Annotated in this window: 22 protein-coding genes; 8 read left to right on the forward strand and 14 right to left on the reverse strand. The window is 67.7% G+C overall.

Translation table 11 applies throughout. The features are described from left to right. The first annotated feature begins 6 nt into the window (after positions 1 to 6). Positions 7 to 609, forward strand: a complete 603-nt coding sequence (gene grpE, locus G342_RS0106105) for a nucleotide exchange factor GrpE (protein ID WP_018182226.1) — start codon at positions 7 to 9, stop codon at positions 607 to 609. A 12-nt stretch (positions 610 to 621) separates the two neighbouring features. Then, a complete protein-coding gene (locus tag G342_RS0106110; protein WP_156830836.1) occupies positions 622 to 1,260 on the forward strand; it encodes a trimeric intracellular cation channel family protein in 639 nt (212 codons plus the stop codon). A 7-nt stretch (positions 1,261 to 1,267) separates the two neighbouring features. Here G342_RS0106110 and olsB read toward each other — a convergent pair whose 3' ends face one another. Both olsB and G342_RS0106120 read right to left on the reverse strand, forming a co-directional pair. Continuing rightward, complete coding sequence (gene olsB, locus G342_RS0106115; RefSeq protein WP_018182228.1) at positions 1,268 to 2,215, reverse strand: l-ornithine N(alpha)-acyltransferase; 948 nt, start codon at positions 2,213 to 2,215, stop codon at positions 1,268 to 1,270. A gap of 222 nt (positions 2,216 to 2,437) precedes the next feature. Further along, on the reverse strand, positions 2,438 to 3,970 hold the full coding sequence (locus G342_RS0106120) for a YifB family Mg chelatase-like AAA ATPase (protein ID WP_018182229.1): 1,533 nt from the start codon (positions 3,968 to 3,970) through the stop codon (positions 2,438 to 2,440). A 143-nt stretch (positions 3,971 to 4,113) separates the two neighbouring features. Between G342_RS0106120 and G342_RS23415 the strand changes: the two genes are divergently transcribed. Beyond that, the gene (locus tag G342_RS23415) at positions 4,114 to 5,061 is read left to right on the forward strand and encodes a hypothetical protein (RefSeq protein ID WP_018182230.1); all 948 of its coding nucleotides are present in this window, start codon (positions 4,114 to 4,116) and stop codon (positions 5,059 to 5,061) included. 80 nt (positions 5,062 to 5,141) lie between these two features. On the opposite strand, the gene gshB is transcribed toward G342_RS23415, so the two are convergent. From gshB to rsmI, 3 genes are all read right to left on the reverse strand, one after another. Further along, positions 5,142 to 6,083, reverse strand: coding sequence for a glutathione synthase (gshB, locus tag G342_RS0106130; RefSeq protein WP_018182231.1), 942 nt, complete (start codon positions 6,081 to 6,083; stop codon positions 5,142 to 5,144). Positions 6,084 to 6,412: 329 nt separating this feature from the next. After that, on the reverse strand, positions 6,413 to 6,814 hold the full coding sequence (locus G342_RS0106135) for a YraN family protein (protein ID WP_198010747.1): 402 nt from the start codon (positions 6,812 to 6,814) through the stop codon (positions 6,413 to 6,415). Continuing rightward, the gene (gene rsmI, locus G342_RS0106140; RefSeq protein WP_018182233.1) at positions 6,768 to 7,739 is read right to left on the reverse strand and encodes a 16S rRNA (cytidine(1402)-2'-O)-methyltransferase; all 972 of its coding nucleotides are present in this window, start codon (positions 7,737 to 7,739) and stop codon (positions 6,768 to 6,770) included. The genes G342_RS0106135 and rsmI overlap by 47 nt, the downstream gene beginning before the upstream one ends. A 129-nt stretch (positions 7,740 to 7,868) precedes the next feature. Here rsmI and G342_RS0106145 point away from each other — a divergent pair, with 129 nt between their 5' ends. Continuing rightward, positions 7,869 to 9,080 carry a penicillin-binding protein activator gene (locus tag G342_RS0106145; protein ID WP_026304173.1) on the forward strand — a complete coding sequence of 404 codons (1,212 nt, stop codon included), beginning with the start codon at positions 7,869 to 7,871 and terminating at the stop codon, positions 9,078 to 9,080. A gap of 67 nt (positions 9,081 to 9,147) precedes the next feature. Here the strand turns inward: G342_RS0106145 and hemW are convergent, their stop codons facing one another. From hemW to rph, 3 genes are read right to left on the reverse strand one after another with little or no spacing between them, the layout of a single operon-like run. Next, positions 9,148 to 10,305, reverse strand: a complete 1,158-nt coding sequence (gene hemW / locus G342_RS0106150; RefSeq protein ID WP_018182235.1) for a radical SAM family heme chaperone HemW — start codon at positions 10,303 to 10,305, stop codon at positions 9,148 to 9,150. Positions 10,306 to 10,309: 4 nt separating this feature from the next. Beyond that, entirely contained in the window at positions 10,310 to 10,960 is a 651-nt protein-coding gene (gene rdgB, locus G342_RS0106155) for an RdgB/HAM1 family non-canonical purine NTP pyrophosphatase (RefSeq protein ID WP_018182236.1), read from the reverse strand. Continuing rightward, positions 10,960 to 11,673: a ribonuclease PH gene (gene rph, locus G342_RS0106160; RefSeq protein WP_018182237.1), complete on the reverse strand. Its 714-nt coding sequence runs from the start codon at positions 11,671 to 11,673 to the stop codon at positions 10,960 to 10,962. Before rph ends, rdgB begins: the two co-directional genes overlap by 1 nt. A gap of 146 nt (positions 11,674 to 11,819) precedes the next feature. Between rph and hrcA the strand changes: the two genes are divergently transcribed. Next, complete coding sequence (hrcA, locus tag G342_RS0106165; protein WP_051094131.1) at positions 11,820 to 12,908, forward strand: heat-inducible transcriptional repressor HrcA; 1,089 nt, start codon at positions 11,820 to 11,822, stop codon at positions 12,906 to 12,908. Positions 12,909 to 12,983: 75 nt separating this feature from the next. Further along, the gene (locus tag G342_RS0106170; RefSeq protein WP_018182239.1) at positions 12,984 to 13,955 is read left to right on the forward strand and encodes a complex I NDUFA9 subunit family protein; all 972 of its coding nucleotides are present in this window, start codon (positions 12,984 to 12,986) and stop codon (positions 13,953 to 13,955) included. 82 nt (positions 13,956 to 14,037) lie between these two features. Here G342_RS0106170 and G342_RS0106175 read toward each other — a convergent pair whose 3' ends face one another. Then, entirely contained in the window at positions 14,038 to 14,844 is an 807-nt protein-coding gene (locus G342_RS0106175; protein ID WP_018182240.1) for an undecaprenyl-diphosphate phosphatase, read from the reverse strand. 156 nt (positions 14,845 to 15,000) lie between these two features. On the opposite strand from G342_RS0106175, the gene G342_RS0106180 reads away from it, so the two are divergent. Together G342_RS0106180 and queG are read left to right on the forward strand one after the other, a co-directional pair. Then, positions 15,001 to 15,693: a glutathione S-transferase family protein gene (locus G342_RS0106180; protein WP_018182241.1), complete on the forward strand. Its 693-nt coding sequence runs from the start codon at positions 15,001 to 15,003 to the stop codon at positions 15,691 to 15,693. Positions 15,694 to 15,698: 5 nt separating this feature from the next. Beyond that, the gene (gene queG / locus G342_RS0106185) at positions 15,699 to 16,844 is read left to right on the forward strand and encodes a tRNA epoxyqueuosine(34) reductase QueG (RefSeq protein ID WP_026304176.1); all 1,146 of its coding nucleotides are present in this window, start codon (positions 15,699 to 15,701) and stop codon (positions 16,842 to 16,844) included. Positions 16,845 to 16,872: 28 nt separating this feature from the next. Here the strand turns inward: queG and G342_RS0106190 are convergent, their stop codons facing one another. The 5 genes from G342_RS0106190 to dnaJ form a co-directional block, all read right to left on the reverse strand. Beyond that, entirely contained in the window at positions 16,873 to 17,493 is a 621-nt protein-coding gene (locus tag G342_RS0106190; protein WP_018182244.1) for a 2,3-bisphosphoglycerate-dependent phosphoglycerate mutase, read from the reverse strand. 20 nt (positions 17,494 to 17,513) lie between these two features. Further along, positions 17,514 to 18,326, reverse strand: a complete 813-nt coding sequence (dapB, locus tag G342_RS0106195; protein ID WP_018182245.1) for a 4-hydroxy-tetrahydrodipicolinate reductase — start codon at positions 18,324 to 18,326, stop codon at positions 17,514 to 17,516. Positions 18,327 to 18,393: 67 nt separating this feature from the next. Further along, positions 18,394 to 19,101 (reverse strand): orotidine-5'-phosphate decarboxylase, encoded by a 708-nt coding sequence (pyrF, locus tag G342_RS0106200; protein WP_018182246.1) that lies wholly within the window; start codon positions 19,099 to 19,101, stop codon positions 18,394 to 18,396. 156 nt (positions 19,102 to 19,257) lie between these two features. Further along, positions 19,258 to 19,854: a class I SAM-dependent methyltransferase gene (locus tag G342_RS0106205; protein ID WP_018182247.1), complete on the reverse strand. Its 597-nt coding sequence runs from the start codon at positions 19,852 to 19,854 to the stop codon at positions 19,258 to 19,260. Between the two features lie 71 nt (positions 19,855 to 19,925). After that, positions 19,926 to 21,062, reverse strand: coding sequence for a molecular chaperone DnaJ (gene dnaJ, locus G342_RS0106210; RefSeq protein WP_018182248.1), 1,137 nt, complete (start codon positions 21,060 to 21,062; stop codon positions 19,926 to 19,928). Positions 21,063 to 21,152: the final 90 nt, after the last annotated feature.

Here is a 21,152-nt window from a genome sequence, read left to right on the forward strand (position 1 = left end):
TTCGCCATGTCCGACGATACCCAGTCTGTGCCCAACACCGAGCCTGCCGCCGACGCGGCATCGGCGACGGCAGAGGCAGACGTCGCCGCGGCGCGTATCGCGGCGCTCGAGGCCGAGACGGCCGAGTTGAAGGATCGTGTCCTGCGCACGATCGCCGAGATGGAAAACCTGCGCCGCCGCACCGAGCGCGAGGTCGGCGATGCCCGCCAGTACGCCATCGCCGCCTTTGCCCGCGACATGCTGACGGCCGGCGACAATCTGGCCCGCGCCATCGACGCGGTCCCCGATGAAGCCCGCGCCGGCAACGAGGCGCTGACGGCGCTGATCGACGGCGTCGAGATGACCGAACGCGATCTGCAGAATTCGCTGGAAAAGCACGGCGTCCGCAAGCTGGAGCCGCTTGGCCAGAAGTTCGACCCGCATCTGCATCAGGCCGTGTTCGAGATTCCGACCGAGGAACAGCCGGCCGGCACGGTGATGCAGGTCATGCAGTCCGGCTATGTGATCGGCGATCGCGTGCTGCGCCCGGCCATGGTCGGCGTCGCCAAGGGCCCCGCCAAGCCGCGGGAGCCCAAGCCACAAGGCGACGCTGCCGCCTCTCGCAGCTAAGGACGCGGGGCTGTGGACGCTGGATTGCTCTACAGCCTCGACCTCCTTGGGGTCTTTGTCTTCGCCCTGACCGGCGCGCTGGCCGCCTCGCGGCGGCAGATGGATATCGTCGGCTTCGCCTTCCTGGCCGCCGTCACCGGAGTCGGCGGCGGCACGACGCGCGATGTGATCCTCGGCGTCACGCCGGTTTTCTGGATCGGCCAGCCGGCCTATGTCGTACTCTGCGTCGTGACAGCGGCCGGAACCTATTTCCTGGCGCCATTCGTCGAATATCGCTACCGGCTGCTGCTGTGGGCCGATGCGATCGGCATCGCCGGCTATTGCGTCATGGGCGCCGCGCGGGCGCTGCATGCCGGCGCCAGCCCGTTCGCGGCCGTTGTGATGGGTGTCGTGACGGCGACCGTCGGCGGCATCATCCGCGACATCATCACCGGCGAGCCCTCCGTCCTGCTGCGCAAGGAAATCTACGTGACGGCGACGGTGGTGGGAGCCGGTCTGTTCGTGCTCGCCACGCTCGCCGGGCTTTCGCTCTGGCCGGCAGCATTCCTCGGCGCTTTCTCGGCCTTCTTCGTCCGCGCGGGGGCGCTCTATTTCGGCTGGACGCTGCCGACCTACCGCTCGCGGCCCGGCCGTCCGATTCCGCCGCGCTGATTGCGGTTCAGGCGGCGTAGCGGGTCGCGTCGACGCCGTAATGGTTCACGTAGCGCTCGTTGATCGACTGCACCGGCAGGATGATCAGCACGTCCGTCGTGCCGAACTGGCGGTCGACGACGGCGCCGTCGCCGATATAGGCGCCGAGGCGGAGATAGCCCTTGATCAGCGGCGGCAGCGTCTTCAGGGCCGCCTTCATGTCGATCTCTGCTTCGCCCAGCCTGTCCATCGCGACATGGCGACCAGCCAGCGCGCTCACCGACCATTCGGCCGGCGCGCGGGCATGGTGATGCAGGAAGGAGAGCGGCAGCGCCAGCGCATCCGGATCCGTGCCTTCCAGCGAGGCGCAGCCGACCATCACATCGACATTGTGGCTGCGGACATAGCTCCAGATGCCGTGCCAGAGCAGTTCCACGGTACGCTTGGTGCGGTAGGGCTTGAGGACGCAGGAGCGACCGAGCTCCAGGAAATTCAGCTGTTCGTGCCGCGAGACGAGCGCGCCGATGTCGAACTCGTTCGCCGTGTAGAAACCGGTGTGGCGCTCGGCCACTTCCTGGCGCAGCAGCCGGTAGGTGCCGACGATCGCCGCCTCGCCGGATCCCGTGCGGGTGTCGTGGTCGATGACGAGAAGGTGGTCGCAGATCTTGTCGAAGCCGTCGCGGTCGCGACGCGACAGCTGCGCCTGCATGTCGGGGATCGCCGACATCTCCTCGTAGAACACCTTGTAGCGAAGCTTCTGCGCCTTCTTGACCTCGCGCGGCGTGGCCGCGAGACGCACTTCGAGCGGGCCGATTCTTCCGAGCGGTTCAGGCACGACAGGGGCAGGGCGAAGAGACTTGGTCATCGACAGCTTTATACCGCCGAATACAAGCTGGGATAGTGCCGGCAGGGTCACGGTCGCGCCGGAAACGCGCTCGACCTGCCGGGATGCCGCCGCATCGCCGCGTTTCGCCATCTTGCCTCACTCCCGTTCCCGCCGCGCCGGGGCCGTTCCGGCGCTCGCGCCACCAAAGCACAGCTCTCCGACAGTTTGGTGACGAAGGAGGTTTGGCCGTCCCGTCGACAGCATGCCCGATCCCGGCCACCTTTGCCCCGGGCCGACGGCGGAAGTCCGATCGCATTGGCGGGGCGGCCGAATGCGCGGTACGCGCGGCGGCGCCGCCTACTTCGGGCCGGATCAGGCGGCGGCCAATATCCGTTCGCCGCCGACGCGGTAGCTGAGCGCCTCGGCCAGGTGGATCCGCCCGACCGTCTCGGCTCCGTCGAGATCGGCGATGGTGCGGGCGACCTTGAGCACGCGATGATAGCCGCGCGCTGACAGCTTCAACGCTGTCGCCGCGTCGTGAAGCAGCCGTTCGCCGGCCGGGTCCAGCGCCGCGATGGTCTCGATCAGCGATGTCGCGCAATGGGCGTTGATGCCGGAGCTTCCAGGCGCGAGCGCCAGGAAGCGCTCCGCCTGGATCGCTCGCGCCACCGCCACGCGGCCGGCGACCGTGACGCTCGCCTCCGAGGCGGACGCGCCGATCAGGTCGGTGGCGGCGACGGCCGGCACCTCGATGCGCATGTCGATGCGGTCGAGGAAGGGCCCGGAGAGGCGAGCCTGATAGTCGGCCGCGCAGCGCGGGCCCCGCGCGCAGCTCTGGCCGGGCTCGCCCGCCATGCCGCACCGGCACGGATTCATCGCGGCGACGAGCTGAAACCGGGCGGGATAGCTGACCCGGTGGTTGGCGCGGGCGATCACCACCTCACCGGCCTCGAGCGGCTGGCGCAGTGAATCGAGGACTTGCGGGGTGAATTCCGGCAGTTCGTCGAGGAAGAGCACGCCGTGATGGGCCAGCGACGCCTCGCCGGGCCGCGCGCGCAGTCCGCCGCCGACCATGGCGGCCATCGAGGCGGAGTGGTGCGGAGCGCGGAACGGTCGCCGGTCGGTCAGCTTGCCGCCGGAGAGTTCGCCGCCGATCGAGGCGATCATCGAGACCTCGAGCAGTTCCTTCGGCGCCAGCGGCGGCAGGATCGAGGGCAGGCGGCTCGCCAGCATCGATTTTCCCGCGCCGGGCGGCCCGGCCATCAAGAGGTTGTGGCCGCCGGCTGCGGCGATCTCCAGCCCCCGGCGCGCGCTCTCCTGGCCCCGTATGTCGGCGAGGTCGGCGAGCCCGCCGGCGTCGCGCCGCAGCGCCGGCTCGGGCCGGGTGAGCACCTGCGTGCCCTTGAAGTGGTTGGCGAGCGCGATCAGGCTGCGCGGCGCGAGGATTTCCATGTCGCCGCCGGCCCAGGCTGCCTCCGGGCCGCAGGCGGCCGGGCAGATCAGCCCGCGTCCCATCGCGTTGGCGCCGATCGCCGCCGGCAGCACGCCGGCGACGGGTGCGACGGTGCCATCGAGCGCCAGTTCGCCCAGCACGACGAAGTCGGCCAGCTGCTCGCCCGGAAGAACGCCGAGCCCGGCCATCAGGCCGAGCGCGATCGGCAAATCGTAATGGCTGCCTTCCTTCGGCAGGTCGGCCGGCGCGAGATTGACGACGATCCGCTTCGGCGGCAGAGCGAGACCGGAGGCATGCAGCGCGGCGCGGACTCGCTCGCGGCTTTCGGCGACCGCCTTGTCGGGCAGGCCGACAATGACGATGCCCGGAAAGCCCGGCGCGATCTGCACCTGGACGTCGACGGGCACCGCCTCGATGCCCTGGAACGCCACCGTCGTGACATGCGCGACCATTGCCCGCGACCCCCGTTGCAGGTTGACGCTACGTCAATCTGTGCGGGAACACAAGAACAGGGCGTGAACGTCAGTGGCAGGCCTTGTCGGGACGAGCCGTCCGCATGAAGCTGGCGCCGCCAAGGCCGATGGAAGGTGCTGCGATGAGCTCGACACTGGAGCGTATCCTTGCCGATACGGAAGTGCCCGATCTGCTCGAGATTCTGAGCGAGCGTCTGAGTCCAACCGATCTGCAATCGCTGATGCTCGCCGTCTATGCCCGTCGCTCCGCCGCCCGTTCGCCGGCCGATGTGCTCGCCGACTATGAGCGCAGCCGCTTCTTCGGCGCGGCGCCATTCGCCCGGGCCGACTATGCGGCATGGGAGCACGTCGCCGATGCCGTCATGGCGGATCGCTTCGAAGTCCTGGCGCTGTCGCCAGTGGCGCCGCTGGCGAGCTGCGCGGCGGTCGCGACGGTAGGGCAGGGCTGGTCCGTGCCCACGGTCCGCACTGGCGAGGTCGTTTCGGATTCGACCAATATTCTCGCGCTCGAGGCGGCCTTGCGCCGCAGGCGCCGCCCGTCCGATCGAGCGTTGGTGCACCTGGCCACGACTCAGCGCGTCGTCCGCCCGCAGGCCTATGCCGATCCCGGCATGCTCGCCCATTTCGCCCTCATGGCGCTGGTGAGCACGGGCCGCGATCACGGTAGTCACAGTATCGAAGCGGAGGCCGTCGGGCTTCATCTCGATACCCATCTCGCCGCGTTCAGCCGGCTCTTCGGCGCCGGTGTCCGGCTCTCGGTGGGCTACACCATCGTCTCGAACAGCCATGACGACGCCCGTCGGAACGCCGTCATGGCGGCGGCGACGCGTCATGGCGTGGCGGTCGCGGAAGAGCCTGGCCGCGAGGCCGCGCACGGCTACTACGCCGGGTTCTGCTTTCACATCTGGGGCGAAATTGGCGGCGAGCGTTACCAACTGTCGGATGGTGGCGCGGTCGACTGGGTAGGAAGGCTGCTGTCGAATGCCAAGGAACGGACGCTGATCAGCGGATGCGGAGTCGAGGGCGCCCTCGCCATGCGCGCTAGGATGCAGGGAGAGACGGCTGCCTGATCCGGCAGCCGTCACGGTCTGATGGCCGTTCCTGGCGGAGCCTTGTCGGCAGTCAGAAGGGTACGGTATCGGCTAGCCGATCAGCGCTTCGCTTCGACCGCGTCCCAGATCAGCGAGGCGATGTCGGCGCCGCCGAAGCGCTTCACTTCGCGGATGCCGGTCGGCGAGGTGACATTGATCTCGGTCAGGTAGTCGCCGATCACGTCGATGCCGACGAACAGGAAGCCGCGCTTCTTCAGATCCGGCCCGATCGCCTCGCAGATCTCGCGGTCGCGGCGGGTCAGCTCGATCGGCTCGGGGCGGCCGCCGACATGCATGTTGGAGCGGGATTCGCCGTCGGCCGGCACCCGGTTGATGGCGCCGACCGCGACGCCGTCGACCAGGATGATGCGCTTGTCGCCGGCCCGCACCGCCGGCAGATAGCGCTGCACGACATAGGGTTCGCCGCGATAGGCGGCGGCGAAGATCTCGAGCAGCGAGGCGAGGTTCTGGTCGCCCTCGGAGAGACGGAACACGCCGGCGCCGCCATTGCCGAACAGGGGCTTGATGATGATGTCGCCATGCTCCTGGCGGAAGCGGCGGATCTCGTCGGCATCGCGCGAAATCAGCGTCGGCGGCATCAGCTTCGGATATTCGGTGACGAAGATCTTTTCCGGGGCGTTGCGCACTTCGGCGGGGTCGTTGACCACCAGCGTCTTCGGATGGATGCGCTCGAGCAGATGCGTCGTCGTGATGTAGCCCATGTCGAAGGGCGGATCCTGGCGCAGGAACACGACGTCGAGCGTCGAGAGGTCGGTGCGCTCCTTCTCGCCGAGCGAGAAATGGTCGCCCGGCACGTCGCGGACGGTGACGGCCTCGATCGCCGCCTCGACGCGGCCGTCGTTCAGCGACAGCCGGTCCGGCGTGTAGTGGTAGAGCTTGTGGCCGCGCCGCTGGCCCTCCAGCATGATGGCGAAGGTGGAATCGCCCCGGATGTTGATGTTGGCGATGTGGTCCATCTGGACGGCGACGGAAAGCGACATGAAGGCCCCCAATGCGGAATAGGCCTCTTATGTCGTGTGGCGGGGCCGAATGGCAATGCTAGGGTCCAAACTCAATTGAGAATGGGGCAGCGTTGGGCCAAAATCCCGCGCGGGCAGGAGCGGACCGGAGCCGATGGCTATCCATCGGCGAGGATCGGCGACGCACCGGCGCGGGATTTTCGTCCAACCCGCAGGGCTCGATGGAAACCGGGCCATTTCGGCGTCGCCGTCGGCTCGTTGGGGGAGGCCCAACGTCGCCGCCAGCTCCTGGAACTGACCCGGTTTCCATCGAGCGCTGCCTCGTTCCCAATTGAGTTCGGACCCTAGCGTCAGCGATCGGCGCCAAAAGCGTCGACGATGTGGTGCGGCAGCCGCCGTGGCAGCACGGCGACGATGTCGAAGCGGAGCCGCATCGCCGCTGCTTCCGGATGGCGGGCGAGGAAGCTCTCCGCCGCGCGCAGCAGCCGCTTCCGCGCCGCCGGGGTGATCGCCAGGATGGCGGCGTCATGGCTGCGCCGCGCCTTGACCTCGACGAAAACGAGCGTTCCGCCGCGCCGCATCACGAGATCGATCTCGCCGAGCGGGCTGCGGAAACGCCGGGCGATCGTCCGGTAGCCCTTCAGGTTCAGGAACAGCGCGGCCACCGTTTCGGCGAAACGGCCATGGCGTTCGGAGGCGCGGCGGTCAGGCCTCGCCATCGTCGTCGCGATCCGTGCCGGGATCGTCGTCATCCGCGTCGCCGGCGGCTTCCGCCTTCAGTTCGAGCGCGCGCTGGTAGAGGTCGCGCTTGGCCATACCGGTGGCCGTCGCGGCGAGGGCCGCCGCCTCCTTCAGCGGGTGGTTCTCCAGCAACCGCGCCAGCAGCGTGTCGATTTCGTCGGCCCCCGGCTCCGTGACGGTCGGCGGGCCGATCAGGATGACGATCTCGCCCTTGGGCGGCGCTTCGCCGCCATAGGCCTCGGCGAGCGAGCCGAGCGTGCCGCGACGGACCGTCTCGAAGGTCTTGGTCAGCTCGCGCGCCACCACCGCGGGGCGATCGGCACCGAGCGTCTCGGCCATGTCGATCAGGGAATCGAGCGTCCGGTGCGGCGATTCATAGAAAATGAGCGTTGCCGGGATGTCGCCGAGCGCCGCCAGCCGCTTCTTGCGGCCCACGGTGCGGTTGGGCAGGAAGCCGGCGAACAGGAAGGTGTCGGTCGGCAGGGCCGCGGCAACCAGGGCTGTGAGTAGGGCCGAGGCGCCGGGGATCGGCACGACGCGGTGGCCCGCCGCCACCATGTCGCCGACGAGGCGGAAGCCCGGGTCGGAGACGAGCGGCGTGCCGGCGTCGCTGACCAGCGCGATCACCTTGCCGGCCGCGAGCGCCGCGAGCAGCTTCGGCCGCTGCCGGTCGGCATTGTGCTCATGATAGGCCATCAGCTCGGTGTCGATGCCGTAGTGGCGGGTCAGCACGCGGGTGACGCGGGTATCCTCGCAGGCGATCAGGTCGGCTGCGGCGAGCGTCGCCAGCGCCCGGAGCGTTATGTCGCGCAGATTGCCGATCGGCGTCGCCACGACGTAGAGGCCGGGCTCGATCGTCGGCGCGCGCACGCGCTGTCCATCGATCGTGTAGCTGGCGTCGCCTTCCGGCGCGGCCTGTCCGGTCTGCGCGCTCATCGCTCGCCCGCGCCGACGTTGTGGAGATGTGACACCCGACTTGAATTCACTGAGACCGCCGCTCTTTGCCGCTGAATGACCAAAGCCTTTCCAGTACAGTTACATCTTGCGATTGAACAGGAGAAGGCTGTGGGTTGGTTCCGTTCCGAACGGCAGGGTGGCAGGCTGAAGGGGATGGCGCCGCTGCTGGCGGCGCTTGGCCTGCTGTCGGCTTGTTCGTCGACCCTCGATGCCCCCGGCGCCGGCCTGGCGCCCGCGGCGGGCACCCCGCCGGTCCGCGGCGCGACACTTGGCAATGGAACCGTCCGTGTCGCGCTCCTGGTGCCTAGTTCGGCGACCGGCAATGCCGGCGTGATCGCCGCCAATCTGAGGAACGCCGCCGATCTGGCGCTGCGCGAATTCCAGGACGGCGCCAATCTGCAGATCCTGGTCAAGGACGACCGCGGCACACCGGAGGGCGCGCGCGAAGCCGCGACCGAGGCGATCGCAGAGGGTGCCGAGCTGATCATGGGCCCGCTCTTCGCCCAGTCCGTGGCGACGGCCGCCTCCGTCGCGCGGCCGGCCGGCATACCGGTCGTCGCCTTCTCGACCGATACCAGCATCGCCGCCCGCAATGTCTATCTCCTGAGCTTCCTGCCGCAATCCGATGCCGACCGCATCATCGGCTATGCGGCGGGGCAAGGGAAACGCTCGATCGCCGCGCTGCTGCCGGACAATGGCTATGGCACCGTCATGCAGGCGGCGCTGCAACGCGCAGCCACCACGAGCGGCGCAAGGATCGTCACGATCGAGCGCTACGGCTCCGACCGCGCCGCCAAGCAGCAGAAGGCCGAGGCGATCGCCAAAATCGTGCAAAGCGGCCAGGTCGACGCCGTGTTCATGCCGGATGGCGGCGACACCGCGCCGTTCCTGGCGCAGGTCCTGACCGCGCAGGGCGTTCGGCCCGGGCAGGTCAAATTCCTCGGCTCCGGCCAGTGGGACGATCCGCGCATCGCGGCCGAGCCTACGCTCAAGGGTAGCTGGTATCCGGCACCCGACCGGGCGGCCTTCGCTGCCTTCGCCAACCGCTACCAGAGCGTCTTCGGCGCGCCGCCGCTGCGCACGGCCTCGCTCGGCTATGACGCGACCAGCCTCGCCGCCGGCCTTGCCGCGCGCTACGGCCAGAAGCGCTTCTCCGCCGAGACGCTGGCAAGCCCGAACGGCTTCATCGGTGTTGACGGGGCGTTCCGTTTCCTGCCCGACGGCACCAACCAGCGCCAGCTCGCGGTCTACGAGCTCGGCGGCGGCACGCCGGTCCTGATCGACCGCGCGCCGCAGACTTTTTCGCGGACGGGCACGTAGCACGCTTGGTATTTGCTGCTGCCTTCCTTGAACCTCCCTTGAGGGGAGGGGTCAGCAAGGGGTGATCTTACGCGGCGAGGTCGGCTACGACGGCGTCGAGGACGAAGGAGCCCGAACGGGTGCAGCGGATCCGGTTTTCGTCGATCTGCTCGACCATGCCGTGCTCGATCAGGTCGGCGAGCCGCTTCGGATCGAGGTCACGTCCCGAAATCGACCGGTAGCGGCGGAGATCGATGCCTTCGATCAGGCGGAGGCCCATCAGCAGCATCTCGTCGCCGGCTTCCTCCGGATTGAGGATATCGTCGGTCTCGATGCCGTCGCCCCAAGATTCGACCCGGCTCAGCCACTGCTCGGGCTCGCGCGCGATCGCGGTGGCGTGGCGGCGGCCGTCGATCACCAGCCTGCCATGCGCGCCGGGGCCGATGCCGGCATATTCGCCATAGCGCCAGTAGACGAGATTGTGCCGGCATTCGCCGCCGGGAACCGCGTGGTTGGAGATCTCGTAGGACGGGCGGCCGTGCTGCTCGCAGACCTCCTGCGTGATCTCGAACAGGGTCGCTGCCGTGTCCTCGTCGGGGATCGCCAGCTTGCCGGCCCTGTAGAGCTTCTCGAACATCGTGCCCGGCTCGATGGTGAGCTGGTACAGCGACATGTGGTCGGAGGCGCGGTCGAGTGCCTGTAGCAGCTCGGCGCGCCACATGTCCGGTGTCTGGCCGGGGCGGGCATAGATCAGGTCGAAGGAAAGGCGCGGGAAGGTGGCGCGTGCAATGTCGATGGCGCGCATCGCCTCCTCGACATTGTGGATGCGGCCGAGCGCCTTCAAATCGGCGTCGTTCAGAGCCTGCACGCCGAGCGAGACGCGGTTGACGCCGGCGGCGCGATAGCCGCGGAAGCGCTCCGCCTCGACGCTGGAGGGGTTCGCCTCCATCGACACCTCGGCGTCCGGCGCGACGTTCCATGCCTCGCCGATGGCGTCGAGGATGGTGCCGACGGTCTTCGGATCCATCAGCGACGGTGTGCCGCCGCCTAGAAAGATCGAGTCGACCGTCTTGCCGGGCGATTTCGCCGCCATCGTCTTGATCTCGGTGACGAAGGCTTTCGCGAAGCGCTCCTGATCGACCCCCTGGTGGCGGACATGCGAGTTGAAGTCGCAATAGGGGCACTTGGCCGCACAGAACGGCCAGTGCACATAGACGCCAAAACCGGGTTCGATCGGAACGGGCATGAGCTCAGGCCCCGAGTTCGGAACGGGCGAACAGCGCGAAGGCGCGCGCCCGGTGCGACAGGGCGTCGGTGCGGCCCGAGGACCAGCCGTGTTTCTCTTCCGCCACCATCTCGCCAAAGCTGCGCTCATGGCCTTCCGGCAGGAAGGCGGGATCATAGCCGAAGCCGAGCTCGCCGCGCGGCGGCCAGATCATCGTGCCGTCGATCTCGCCGCGGTAATAGCGCGTCGTGCCGTCCGGGAAGGCGAGGCAGAGCACGGCGACGAAGCGGGCGCTCCGCTTGTCGGGCGAAACCGCGCCGGCCTGCTGCAGCTTCTCTTCGACATTGCGCATGGCGCGGGCGAAATCGCCGTCGGGCGCTGCCCAATCGGCCGAATAGACGCCGGGCTCGCCGCCGAGTGCATCGACGCAAAGGCCGGAATCGTCCGAAAGCGCCGGGAAGCCCGACGCCTTGGCGGCGGCATGCGCCTTGATCGCGGCGTTTTCCTCGAAGGTCGTGCCGGTCTCGTCCGGCACCGGCAGGCCGAGTTCGCCGACCGAGACGACCTTGAGCCCGAACGGCGCCAGCAGGCCGGCGAATTCGCGCAGCTTGCCGCCATTATGGGTGGCGATGACGAGCGTGTCGCCGGCCGAAAGGCGGGAATCGGGCTTCGTCATCAAAGGATGGCCAGCTTCTGCAGTTCGACCAGATCGATGATGCCGGCCTTGGCGAGCTGCAGCATGGCGGTCAGCTCTTCCTCGTTGAACGGCTTGCCCTCGGCCGTGCCCTGGATCTCGACGATGCCGCCGGAACCGGTCAGGACGAAGTTGGCATCGGTCTCGGCCTCGGAATCCTCGGCATAGTCGAGGTCGAGAACAGGCGTGCCGCGATACATGCCGACCGAGACGGCGGCGACGTGGTCGCGGATCACCTTCGGGCCGACCATGTCGCGCGACTTCATCCACTGCACGCAGTCATAGAGCGCGATCCAGGCGCCGGTGACGGAGGCGGTACGGGTGCCGCCATCGGCCTGGATGACGTCGCAGTCGATGGTGATCTGCTTCTCGCCGAGATGGACGAGATCGACGACGGCGCGCAGCGAGCGGCCGATCAGGCGCTGGATTTCCTGCGTCCGGCCCGACTGCTTGCCGGTCGCCGCCTCGCGGCGCATGCGGTCGCCGGTGGAACGGGGCAGCATGCCGTATTCGGCTGTCACCCAGCCCTTGCCGGATCCGCGCAACCAGGATGGCGGCTTTTCCTCGAGGCTTGCCGTGCAGAGCACGTGCGTATCGCCGAATTTGACCAGGCAGGAGCCTTCCGCATGCTTGGCAACGCCGCGTTCAAGCGTTACCGCACGCAGGGCATCCGCGGCGCGTTTTGAAGGTCGCATTGGGGTATCCTGGCTGTTTCGTTGGTCCGCTTGTACAGGTCGGCGGCTCGAAACGTAAAGCCCTGCTTGAACCGGGCGCCAAAATCGACACTTAATCAAGGAGATCGCGGAATTCCGCGTTTCGTCTCACGAGAGGAACAGGCGTCGTGACCGCCGACCACAGGGTTCCAGATGCGAGGGGATCGGTGCTTTCGGCACTCGACCAGCGTTCGCGCGAGATCTTCAAGCGGATCGTCGACAGCTATCTCGAGACCGGCGAGCCGCTCGGATCGCGCAATCTCGCCCGGATCCTGCCGATGGCGCTGTCGCCGGCCTCGGTGCGCAATGTCATGGCCGATCTCGAGGGACTCGGCCTGATCTACGCGCCACATACCTCGGCCGGCCGGCTGCCGACGGAAAGCGGGCTGCGCCTGTTCGTCGATGCCATGCTGGAAGTCGGCGACCTGACATCGGACGAACGGCGCGACATCGAAAGCCGGGTCGCCGGCGGCGGCGCCGGTCGGACAGTGGATGATGTCCTGTCCGAGGCCGGCCGGATGTTGTCCGGCCTGTCGCGTGGCGCCGGCGTCGTGCTGGCGTCGAAGAGCGACCAGCGGCTCAAGCATATCGAATTCGTGCGGCTCGAGCCGGGTAAGGCGCTGGTCGTGCTGGTCGGGGAGGACGGTTCGGTCGAGAACCGGCTGATCGATCTCGATCCCGGCACGACGCCGTCGAGCCTGGTCGAGGCCACCAACTACCTCAACACGCATCTGCGCGGGCGCAGCCTGGCCGAGGCCAGGGCCGAGCTGAATCAGCGGCAGCGGCAGGTCCGGGCCGAGCTCGACCAGCTCACCGCGCGCCTGATCGATGCCGGGCTCGCCAGCTGGGTCGAGGCGAGCGGCGGCCGGCCGGATACGCTGATCGTTCGCGGCCAAGCCAATCTGCTCGACGATGTTCGCGCGGCGGAGGATCTGGAACGCATCCGGCTGCTGTTCGACGATATCGAGACGCAGCGGGAACTGGTGCACCTTCTCGGCAGCGCCGAGGCCGGCGACGGTGTGCGCATCTTCATCGGCTCGGAGAACAAGCTGTTCTCGCTGTCCGGTTCGTCGCTCGTCGTCTCGCCCTATCGCGACAGCGAGAGCCGGGTCGTCGGCGTGCTCGGCGTGATCGGGCCGACGCGGCTCAACTATGCGCGCATCGTGCCGATGGTCGACTATACGGCCAAGCTGGTTGGCCGCCTGATCGGCCCATAGACGCGACCCTCTGGCGTCTGTACAGCGCCGTGGCGAGCCGATATGAGAACGTTTCAAAGACAATGGAGACGAAACATGGCGATGGGTACCGACAAACTGGTCACGGTTTTCGGAGGCTCGGGCTTTATCGGCCGTCATGTCGTGCGCGCGCTCGCCAAGCGCGGCTGGCGCGTTCGGGTGGCCGTGCGCCGACCGGATCTCGCCGGTCATCTTCAGCCGCTGGGCGCCGTTGGCCAGATCATGCCGGTGCAGGCCAATCTGCGCTATCGCTGGTCGGTCGATCGCGCCCTCGAGGGCGCTGACGCCGTCGTCAACCTTGTCGGCATCCTGGCCGAGAGCGGCCGGCAGAATTTCTCGGTGGTGCACAATTTCGGCGCCCGCGCCATTGCCGAGGCGACGCGCGCCGCCGGCATCACCACCCTGGTGCATCAGTCGGCGCTCGGCGCCGACGCGAAATCGGAATCGGCCTATGCCCGCTCCAAGGCGCAGGGCGAAGCCGCTGTGCTCGAGACGATGCCGGGCGCCGTCATCATCCGGCCGTCGGTTGTGTTCGGGCCCGAGGATAATTTCTTCAATCGTTTCGGCGATCTCGCCCGCGTCTCGCCCTTCCTGCCCCTGATTGGTGGCGGCCAGACCAAGCTGCAGCCTGTCTTCGTCGGCGATGTCGCCGAGGCGATCGCCCGCGCGGTCGAGGGTCAGCTTGCCGGCGGCACGGTCTACGAGCTGGGCGGTCCGGAAGTGAAGACCTTCCGCGGCTGCATGGAGCTGCTGCTGGCCGAGATCGAGCGCAAGCCGCTTCTGGTCTCGGTGCCGTGGACGATGGCGCATTACGGCGCCTCGATCGCCCAGTGGCTGCCGAAGCCGCTCCTGACCGTCGACCAGGTCCGCCTGCTGAAGCAGGACAACATCGTCTCGACCGCCGCCGAGGCGGAGGGCCGGACGCTGAACGGTATCGGCATTCAGCCGAGCAACCTGCTCGCGGTGCTGCCGTCCTACATCCAGCGCTTCAAGCCGCACGGCCAGTTCGACCACAAGCGCACGGCCTGACGCCGTCGCGATTCATTGATTCATGAAAAGGGCCTCTGCCGTCGTCGGCAGAGGCCCTTTTCATATCCGGATGTCGGGTGGCTCAGCCGAAGGTGAGCAGGGCGGCGAGGCCGACGGCGCCGACGATGATCCGCCAATAGGCGAAGGGCGCGAAACCGCGCTGGCTGACGAAATCGAGCAGGCGCCGCACGACAAACACGCCGGCGACGAAGGCGGCCGCGAAACCGACGACGATGTTCCAGGCGCCGGCCGACGTGATCTGGTCGTGGCTCTTGTAGAGGTCGTAGGCGAAGGCGCCCGCCATCGTCGGCATCGCCAGGAAGAACGAGAATTCGGCCGCTGACCGCTTGTCGCTGCCGAACAGCATGGCGGCGACGACCGAGGCGCCGGAACGCGACACGCCGGGGATCATGGCAACGCATTGCGCCAGTCCGATGCCGAAATAGATCGGCAGCGAGAAGTCCATGGCGTCGTGATAGCGCGGCCGCAGGTCCAGGCGATCGACCACCAGCAGCACAAAGCCGCCGACGATGAGCATGATGCAGATCAGCATCGGGCTTTCGAACAGCACCTGCTTGATGAAGCCATGCGCCGCGACGCCGATGACAACAGCCGGCAGGAAGGCGAGCAGGATTCCAACGACGAAACGGCGCGTGCGCGGATCGGACGGAAGATCGCGCAGGATCTTAACCAGTCGGCCGGAATAGACCGTTAGGATCGCCAGGATCGCGCCAAGCTGGATCAGTACCTCGAAGGCCCGGCCGGGGCTGTCGAAGCCGAGGAAATGGCCCGCCAGCAGGATGTGTCCGGTCGAGGAGACAGGAATGAATTCAGTGAGACCTTCTAGCAGGCCGAGCACAAGCGCATTCAGCAAACCGTGGATATCCATCATTGCTCCCGTGTGCAGGGCAGAAGGTCAAATGCCGCGAATCGGCTTGATACTCGCCACAATCGCAGCCTATATGCGAGCGCTGAAGCCGTTCTCGCAATCGCCCTTGGCGCCGCAGAATCGCGTCGCACCCTCAGCTCTCGCCCTGCCATAACGATGCCATTTCTTCATCATCATCCCTTTTCCGCCGCCTCGCGCTATGCCCGCCTTGTCCTTGCGGAATATGACGAGACCGTCGAATTCGTCGAAGAGAAGCCGTGGGTGCGCAACGCAGCACTCCTGGCGATGAATCCGGCTGGCATCCTGCCGGTGTTCGTGGACGACAATGAGTCGGTGGTCGCGGGCGGTTCGGTGATTACCGAATATCTGGTCGAAACCAAGGGCGCGCGAATGGGCGAGGTCCGGCTGATGCCGGAGCACGCCGCCGACCGCGCCGAGGTGCGCCGGCTGGTCGAATGGTTCGCCGGCAAGCTGCATGGCGAAGTGACCGGCTATCTCATCAACGAGAAGATCTACAAGCGCCAGATGAAGGCGGGCGAGGGCAACACCTCCCCCGATCCAGCGGCGATCCGTGCCGCGCGGGCCAATATCCGCTATCATATCCAGTATATCGGATATCTGGCGGCACGCCGGAACTGGCTGGCGGGGCGCGAGTTGACGCTGGCCGACTTCGCGGCCGCCGCCGAGATCTCCTGCATCGACTATCTTGGCGAGGTGCCATGGGAGGCGGACGAGGCGGCGAAGGCGTGGTACGCCCGGGTGAAGTCGCGGCCGTCCTTCCGGCCGCTGCTGAGCGACGTGGTACGGGGCGTCCCGCCGTCGCCGCACTACGCCGATCTGGACTTCTGAACCCGCTGACGGCGACGCCCAAGCAGCTCGCGGCGGAAAAGGCGAGGCTGGTCGCCGACGCCCTGGCCGAAGGCTTCAGCGCCGTTCGCATCACCGCGCCGGACGCCATACCGCTGGCCCCGGAACGGCTTGACGCTTTCCTGAAGGATGGCCATCACGGCTCCATGGGCTGGATGGCGGAGACGGCCGAGCGTCGCGCCGATCCGCGCGTGCTCTGGCCCGATGTCCGCTCCGTCGTCATGCTCGGCCTCAACTATGGGCCCGACGAGGATCCGCGCTCGCTGCTCGAGGCGCGGACGCGCGGCAACATCTCCGTCTATGCGCGCAATCGCGACTATCACGACATCATCAAGGGCAAGCTGAAGCTTGTTGCCGGCCGGCTCGCCTCGCGCACCGGCGCCGAGGTCAAGGTCTTCGTCGATACCGCGCCGGTGATGGAGAAGCCGCTCGGCGAGGCGTCCGGCCTCGGCTGGCAGGGCAAGCACACCAATCTCGTCTCGCGCGAGTTCGGCTCGTGGCTGTTCCTCGGCTCGATCTTCACCGCGCTGGAACTGCCAGTCGACGCGCCGGAGCGGGATCATTGCGGCAAATGCCGCGCGTGCCTGGACTGCTGCCCGACCCAGGCCTTCCCGGCGCCCTACCGCATCGATGCGCGGCGCTGCATCTCCTATCTGACGATCGAGAATGCCGGGCCCATCCCGCTCGAGTTCCGTGAGGCGATGGGAAACCGCATCTATGGCTGCGACGATTGCCTCGCCGCCTGTCCGTGGAACAAGTTCGCGAAATCCGCCTCCGAGATGAAGCTGAAGGCGCGTCCCGAATTCGAGGGACCGAGGCTGTCGGATCTCGCGGCTCTCGACGACGCCGCCTTCCGGGCGTTCTTCTCCGGCTCGCCGGTGAAGCGGATCGGTCGCGATCGCTTCGTCCGCAACGTGCTGGTGGCAATCGGCAATTCGGGGGAGGGCGACCTGCTGCCGGCGGTGCGTCGCCTGCTCGCCGATCCGGCGCCGGTGGTCCGGGGCGCGGCGGTCTGGGCGCTCTCGCGGCTGGCTCCGGAAGCGTTTTTCGCGGCGCGGATCGAAGCGGTCGCCAGCGAGGATGACGAGGCCGTGAAACAAGAATGGCGGGCCCTGGGGCCCGCCATCGGATGATCGCGCGTAGACTGGCGACGCCGGCTGCTCAGCCCTTCAGGACTTTCTTCTCGGCAATGGTCGTGTCGGCGTTCAGCCGGTAGACGATCGGCACGCCGGTCTCGAGCTCGCGCTCCAGGATCTCGGCCGGCGTCAGGCCTTCCAGCGCCATGATCAGCGCGCGCAGCGAATTGCCGTGCGCCGCGACGATGACCTTCTCGCCGCGCATGACGGGCGGCAGGATGTTGAAGATGTAGTAGGGCCAGACGCGGGCGCCGGTATCCTTCAGCGACTCGCCGCCGGGCGGCGGCACGTCATAGGAACGGCGCCAGATCTTGACCTGCTCCTCGCCCCACTTGGCGCGCGCATCGTCCTTGTTGAGGCCGGCGAGGTCGCCATAGTCGCGCTCGTTCAGGGCAAGGTCGCGGACCGTCGTCAGATCGGGCTGGCCGAGCTCGCCGAGGATCAGCTTCAGCGTGTTCTGGGCGCGGGAGAGTTCGGAGGTGAAGGCGAGACCGAAGGAAAGGTCGAGCGCCTTGAGGCGCTTGCCGGCGGCCGTGGCCTCGGCGATACCCTGCTCGGTCAGCGCGGGGTCGCGCCAGCCCGTGAACAGGTTCTGCAGGTTCCACTCACTCTGGCCATGGCGGACGAGCACGAGAAGGCGATCCATACGGAAGGCTCCTTTTGGGGTCAGTCGGTGAAGCCGAGCACGTCGGCCATGGAATAGCGGCCGGGCTTGCGGCCGTGGGCCCAGAGCGCCGCCTTGACGGCGCCACGGGCGAAGAGGGCGCGATCCGAGGCGTGATGCGACAGGGTGATCATCTCGCCTTCGCCGGAAAGCAGCACGGAATGGTCGCCGATGACGCTGCCGCCGCGCAGCGTGGCAAAACCGATCGAGCCTCGCTCGCGTGGACCGGTGATGCCGTCGCGCACGCGGACGGAATGCTCGGCCAAGTCGATGCCTCGGCCCTCGGCGGCGGCCTGGCCAAGCATCAGCGCGGTACCGGACGGTGCGTCGACCTTGTGGCGGTGGTGCATCTCCAGCACCTCGATGTCGAAATCGGCGTCGAGCGCGCGGGCCGCCTGCCGGACCAGCTGGGCCAGCAGATTGACGCCGAGGCTCATATTGCCGGCCTGCACGATGACGGCGTGGCGGGCGGCCGCGTCGATTGCGGCGTGGTCGTCGACCGAGAGGCCGGTGGTGCCGATGACATGGACGATGCGGGCCTGGGCCGCGATCTCGGCGAAGCCCAGCGTCGCGGCGGGCATGGTGAAGTCGAGAACGCCCTGCGCCTTGGCGAAGACGGGCAGCGGATCGTCGCTGACGGTGACGCCGAGCGGCGGCAGGCCGGCGAGAATGCCCGCGTCCTGGCCGAGGAACGGCGAGCCTTCGCGCTCGATCACACCGACGACGGCGACGCCTTCCGTCTCGGAGACGGTGCGGATCAGCGTCCGGCCCATGCGGCCGGCGGCGCCGACGATGACGAGACCCATATCGGTCATGACGAGTTTCCCCCGGGTTCAGAGCGCATATAGCAGGCTGGTCGCCTGTGCGGGAAGGGGTGGTGGCCTAGATGGCCGAGGCGACCTCGATTTCCGAGAGAATGGCCTTCGCCGCCGCTTTCGGGTCGGCGGCTTCAATGATCGGCCGCGCCACGACGAGGTGATCGGCGCCCGCCCGGATCGCGGCCGCCGGTGTCGCGATCCGCTTCTGGTCGCCGACCATCGCGCCGGCCGGCCGGATGCCCGGCGTGACGATGGCCATGCCGGCGCCGACAACGGCGCGCATCGCGCCGGCTTCCTCCGGCGAGCAGACGATGCCGTTCATGCCGGCGGCGCGGGCGTCGGCGGCGCGGCGCGCCACCAGCTCGGCCGGGCCGCCGCGATAGCCGGCGGCGGCGAGGTCGCTCTCGTCCATCGAGGTCAGCACGGTGACGGCGAGCAGGCGCAGGTCGCTGGCGCCCTTGCCCTGCACGGCGGCGCGCATCGCCTTCGGATAGGCGTGGATGGTACAGAAATGCATGCCGAGCTTGGCGATGTTCTGTACGGCATGCTCGACGGTGTTGTCGATGTCGAGCAGCTTGACGTCGAGGAAGACCTTCTTGCCGCTATCGACCAGGCGCTCGGCGAATTGGAGACCGCCGGCGAAGCAGAGCTGCAGGCCTACCTTGTAGAAGGTGACCGTATCGCCCAGCGTGGCGACCATTTCCTCCGCAGCCTCCACGGTGGGGACGTCGAGGCCGACGATCAGGCGGTCGCGAATATCGAGGAGGGGCATGTCGGGCCTCATGGTTCTGCCACCGGAGGGCGGCGCGTCGGTATCCATTCGCGCGTCGGGACGCGCAAGGCAATGGTCGTCTTCGATTTGGCCCCGCCAGGGCGAAGCGCGGCACCCCGTTGTGGGGGAGGGCGTTTCGGGGGCCGGAATGGCGGGTCAGTGCGCGCGCCGATAGACCCAGACACGGGCCGGCGGCACGTTCTTCATCACCCAGCCGGTGTGCGATGTCGAGAACAGCGCGGTATCGGGGGGGACGGGCGAGGCCAGGCCGTAGGAGAACTGGATGAAGGGCTGGCCGGGAGCAAGCCGGTCGAAGGCGGCCTGAATCAGCCCGCTGCGACGTGCCGGTGGCTGGGTCAGGAGCGGCAGGCTGGAGATCACAGCGCTGACCGGACCGGCGATGCAGCCGTTCAGCGAACGCTCCAGCGCATAGGCGTCGCCCTCGATGATCTTCACCCCGGTGAAGCGCTTCTCGAGCAACCGGCAGAAATCGGCGCTGTATTCGATCGAAACGATCCGCTCCGGCGCCACGCCCCGCTCCAGCAGCGCCTGCGTGACGACGCCGGTGCCCGGCCCCAGTTCGATGACCGGCAGCGTGTCGTCGGGGTCGACGAAGCTTGCCATCAGCTTGGTCAGCGCCTTGCCCGACGGGCTGACGGCGCCCATCGAGAGAGGCTTGCCCATCCAGCTTCGAAAAAAGCGGACCTCGTCGGCAACGAGCGCTTTGAGCTTTCGCTTCTGGATTGAGGACATGGAGGACCCGAATCGTTGAGAGTACGGACTATGCGCGACGCATCGCGGCAATCCTGTGACGGCCCATCGTGTCAGGTGCCGCCGAAAAAGTCTCGGATCCGTGCGAAGAAACCTGCCGATTCAGGGTTGGTTTCTTCCGACGATGCCTTCTCGAACTCCTCGAGCAGCTCGCGCTGGCGGCGGGACAGGTTCCGCGGCGTCTCGACCACGACCTGGATATACATGTCGCCCATCTGGCTCGAGCGCAGCACGGGCATGCCCTTGCTCTTCAGGCGGAACTGCTTGCCGGTCTGGGTCCCTTCCGGAACCTTGACGCGGGTCTTGCCGCCATCGACGGTCGGCACGTCGAACTGCCCGCCGAGCGCCGCCGTTGTCAGTGAGATCGGCACGCGACAGAAGATGTCGGCGCCCTCGCGCTGGAACAGGCTGTGCGGCTTGACCGACAGGAAGAGATAGAGGTCGCCGGCCGGTCCGCCGCGCAGCCCGGCTTCGCCCTCGCCCGAGAGGCGAATGCGGGTGCCGTCCTCGATACCGGCCGGAATGTTGACAGAAAGCGTGCGCTCCTGCGTCTTGCGGCCGGAGCCCGCGCACTTGTCGCACGGGTCGGAGATGATCTCGCCGCGACCCTGGCAGGTCGGGCAGGTGCGCTCGATCGAGAAGAAGCCCTGCGCCGCGCGGACGCGTCCATGGCCGTCGCAGGTGGTGCAGACCTTGGGATGCGAGCCCGGCTTGGCGCCGGTGCCGGAGCAGGCGTCGCAGGCGATCTTGGTCGGGACATGCACTTCCGCGGTCTTGCCGGAGAAGGCTTCCTCGAGCGTGATTTCCATGTTGTAGCGAAGATCGGCGCCGCGTTCGCGTCCGCCCGAGCGCTGTCCGCCGCCGCCACCGCGACGACCGCCCATGAACTCGCCGAAGATGTCGTCGAAGATATCGGACATCGAGGAGGAGAAATCGCCGGAGAAGCCGGGTCCGCCGCCGCCATTCTCGAAGGCGGCATGACCGAAGCGGTCATAGGCTGCCCGCTTCTGCGGGTCCTTCAGCATCTCGTAGGCTTCGTTGATTTCCTTGAACTTGGCCTCGGCAGCGTGATCGCCCGGATTCTTGTCGGGGTGGTACTGCATCGCGAGCTTGCGGAAGGCAACCTTCAGGCCCTTGTCGTCGCAATCGCGCGCGACGCCCAGCAATTCATAATAATCGATTTTTGCCATGCGGCGCCCGTGGTGAAAGCGAGCCGAAACTCAAAGGGAAGAAACACGGCGAATGGATGTCTTGCCGTGATCGAGGCCCGGCGCGGCGCG

The sequence above is a fragment of the Kaistia granuli DSM 23481 genome (assembly GCF_000380505.1).
GTDB classification, from domain to species: Bacteria; Pseudomonadota; Alphaproteobacteria; order Rhizobiales; family Kaistiaceae; genus Kaistia; species Kaistia granuli.

Bases quoted from the DNA above. Each gene is read 5' to 3' on its own strand.
- grpE (WP_018182226.1), top strand. From the start codon at position 7: ATGTCCGACGATACCCAGTCTGTGCCCAACACCGAGCCTGCCGCCGAC.
- olsB (WP_018182228.1), bottom strand. From the start codon at position 2,215: ATGGCGAAACGCGGCGATGCGGCGGCATCCCGGCAGGTCGAGCGCGTT.
- G342_RS0106120 (WP_018182229.1), bottom strand. From the start codon at position 3,970: ATGGTCGCGCATGTCACGACGGTGGCGTTCCAGGGCATCGAGGCGGTG.
- G342_RS23415 (WP_018182230.1), top strand. From the start codon at position 4,114: ATGAGCTCGACACTGGAGCGTATCCTTGCCGATACGGAAGTGCCCGAT.
- gshB (WP_018182231.1), bottom strand. From the start codon at position 6,083: ATGTCGCTTTCCGTCGCCGTCCAGATGGACCACATCGCCAACATCAAC.
- G342_RS0106135 (WP_198010747.1), bottom strand. From the start codon at position 6,814: ATGACGACGATCCCGGCACGGATCGCGACGACGATGGCGAGGCCTGAC.
- rsmI (WP_018182233.1), bottom strand. From the start codon at position 7,739: ATGAGCGCGCAGACCGGACAGGCCGCGCCGGAAGGCGACGCCAGCTAC.
- hemW (WP_018182235.1), bottom strand. From the start codon at position 10,305: ATGCCCGTTCCGATCGAACCCGGTTTTGGCGTCTATGTGCACTGGCCG.
- rdgB (WP_018182236.1), bottom strand. From the start codon at position 10,960: ATGACGAAGCCCGATTCCCGCCTTTCGGCCGGCGACACGCTCGTCATC.
- rph (WP_018182237.1), bottom strand. From the start codon at position 11,673: ATGCGACCTTCAAAACGCGCCGCGGATGCCCTGCGTGCGGTAACGCTT.
- G342_RS0106170 (WP_018182239.1), top strand. From the start codon at position 12,984: ATGGCGATGGGTACCGACAAACTGGTCACGGTTTTCGGAGGCTCGGGC.
- G342_RS0106175 (WP_018182240.1), bottom strand. From the start codon at position 14,844: ATGGATATCCACGGTTTGCTGAATGCGCTTGTGCTCGGCCTGCTAGAA.
- G342_RS0106180 (WP_018182241.1), top strand. From the start codon at position 15,001: ATGCCATTTCTTCATCATCATCCCTTTTCCGCCGCCTCGCGCTATGCC.
- G342_RS0106190 (WP_018182244.1), bottom strand. From the start codon at position 17,493: ATGGATCGCCTTCTCGTGCTCGTCCGCCATGGCCAGAGTGAGTGGAAC.
- dapB (WP_018182245.1), bottom strand. From the start codon at position 18,326: ATGACCGATATGGGTCTCGTCATCGTCGGCGCCGCCGGCCGCATGGGC.
- pyrF (WP_018182246.1), bottom strand. From the start codon at position 19,101: ATGCCCCTCCTCGATATTCGCGACCGCCTGATCGTCGGCCTCGACGTC.
- G342_RS0106205 (WP_018182247.1), bottom strand. From the start codon at position 19,854: ATGTCCTCAATCCAGAAGCGAAAGCTCAAAGCGCTCGTTGCCGACGAG.
- dnaJ (WP_018182248.1), bottom strand. From the start codon at position 21,062: ATGGCAAAAATCGATTATTATGAATTGCTGGGCGTCGCGCGCGATTGC.